The sequence below is a fragment of the Bradyrhizobium sp. 164 genome, from assembly GCF_023073715.1.
Lineage (GTDB): Bacteria > Pseudomonadota > Alphaproteobacteria > Rhizobiales > Xanthobacteraceae > Bradyrhizobium.
In genome coordinates this window covers 1-1740 of record NZ_JADPKA010000102.1, presented here as the reverse complement: position 1 = coordinate 1740, position 1740 = coordinate 1, and the positions used below count along the sequence as shown (strand labels likewise).

Annotated in this window: 1 protein-coding gene; it reads right to left on the bottom strand. The window is 65.4% G+C overall.

Annotated elements, in window-relative coordinates; translation table 11 throughout:
* Positions 1 to 1740, bottom strand: a 1740-nt coding sequence (locus IVB01_RS31270) for an NAD-glutamate dehydrogenase domain-containing protein (RefSeq protein ID WP_247495162.1), incomplete at both ends; no start/stop codon positions are given.

The window sequence follows — 1740 nt, the reverse complement described above, 5'->3', positions numbered from 1 at the left end:
GACCAGCTCCGACGACCCGAGCGCTCCCAGCAGAGCACGCCGATCAAAGGGGTCCCTTTTGGATGCCGATAGGGGGTCCCAGTCGAACGCCGATTGACATCGATGCAGGCGTCGAGTGCATCGATCGCGTCATTGAGCCCCTTCAGACCGTAGCATTCATCGACCGCCACGTAGGCCATGACGATGGTCGGGATATCGGCGTCCGTCTGGTCGATCAGGCGTACGATACAGGCAGGGCCGCCGCGGTTGATCACCGCATTGGCGAGGCTGGTCGCGATGATCTCCCGGCGCAGGCGATGGAATTCGACCGCTGTCGGGAACTTGTCCTGAATCTCGCGCGGAAAATACTGAGACAGCTCGCGGGCAAGATAGGGGTCATCGGGCACGCTGGTGACGAGCAGGTCATCGTAGAGGGTCAGCTTGGCGTAGGCGAGCAACACGGCAAGCTCGGGCCGCGTCAGGAACTGGCCGCGCCGTGTGCGCTCAGTGAGCGCTGCGTCGTCGGGCAAGAACTCCACCGCCCGGCTGAGCAAGCCGCGCTGCTCGAGCGACTGCATCAGGCGGGCGAGGAAGCCGGTCTCAGCCACACCCTTGCGCTCGGCCAGCGAGAGCGCCAGCGTTTGCAAATAGTTGTTGCGCAGCACCAGCGCGCCGACCTCGTCGGTCATCGCGGCAAGCAGGCTGTTGCGGTCAGTGGGACTGAGGCGTCCCTCGCGCTCGGGGCGCGCCAGCGCGATCTTGATATTGACCTCGACGTCGGACGTGTTCACGCCGGCCGAATTGTCGATGGCGTCGGTGTTGAGCTTGACGCCCTTCTGCGCCGCTTCGATGCGGCCGCGCTGGGTGACGCCGAGATTGGCTCCTTCGCCGATCACCCGGGCGCGCACGTCACCACCCGCGATGCGGATCGGATCGTTGGAGCGGTCCCCGACCTGATCGTCGCTTTCCCCGGAGGAGCGGACATAGGTGCCGATGCCGCCAAACCACAAGAGATCGGCGCGAGCCTTCAGGATCGCCGTCATCACCTCGAAAGGCGTGGCTTGCGGCTTGTCGAGATCGAGCAGGGTGCGCACTTCCGGAGCGAGCGGGATCGCCTTGAGCTGGCGCGAGAACACGCCGCCGCCCTGCGAGATCAGCGACTTGTTGTAGTCCTGCCAGCTCGATCGCGGCGCATCGAACAAGCGCTTGCGCTCAGCGAAGCTGATGGCGGGATCAGGCGAGGGATCGATGAAGATGTCGCGATGATCGAAAGCCGCCACAAGCTTTGTCGCCGGCGAGAGCAGCATGCCATTGCCGAAAACGTCGCCGGACATGTCGCCCACACCGACCGCGGTGAATGCGGTGGTCTGAATGTCGGTGCCGAGCTCGCGGAAGTGGCGCTTGACCGCCTCCCAAGCGCCGCGCGCCGTGATCCCCATCTTCTTGTGATCGTAGCCCTGGCTGCCGCCGGATGCGAAGGCATCGCCGAGCCAATGGTTCTTCTCGGCCGAGATCGCGTTGGCGACGTCGGAGAAGGTGGCAGTGCCCTTGTCGGCGGCGACGACGAGGTAGGGGTCGTCGCCGTCGTGGCGCACGGTCGATTCGGGCGGCACGACGACGTCGCCGTCGAGATTGTCGGTGAGTTCGAGCAGCGAGCGAACGAGATGCGATAGGCTTCGGTGCCCTCCGCGAGCCAGGCGTCGCGATTGGAAGGCGACGGCAGGCGCTTGGGCACGAAGCCGCCTTTGGCGCCGACCGGCA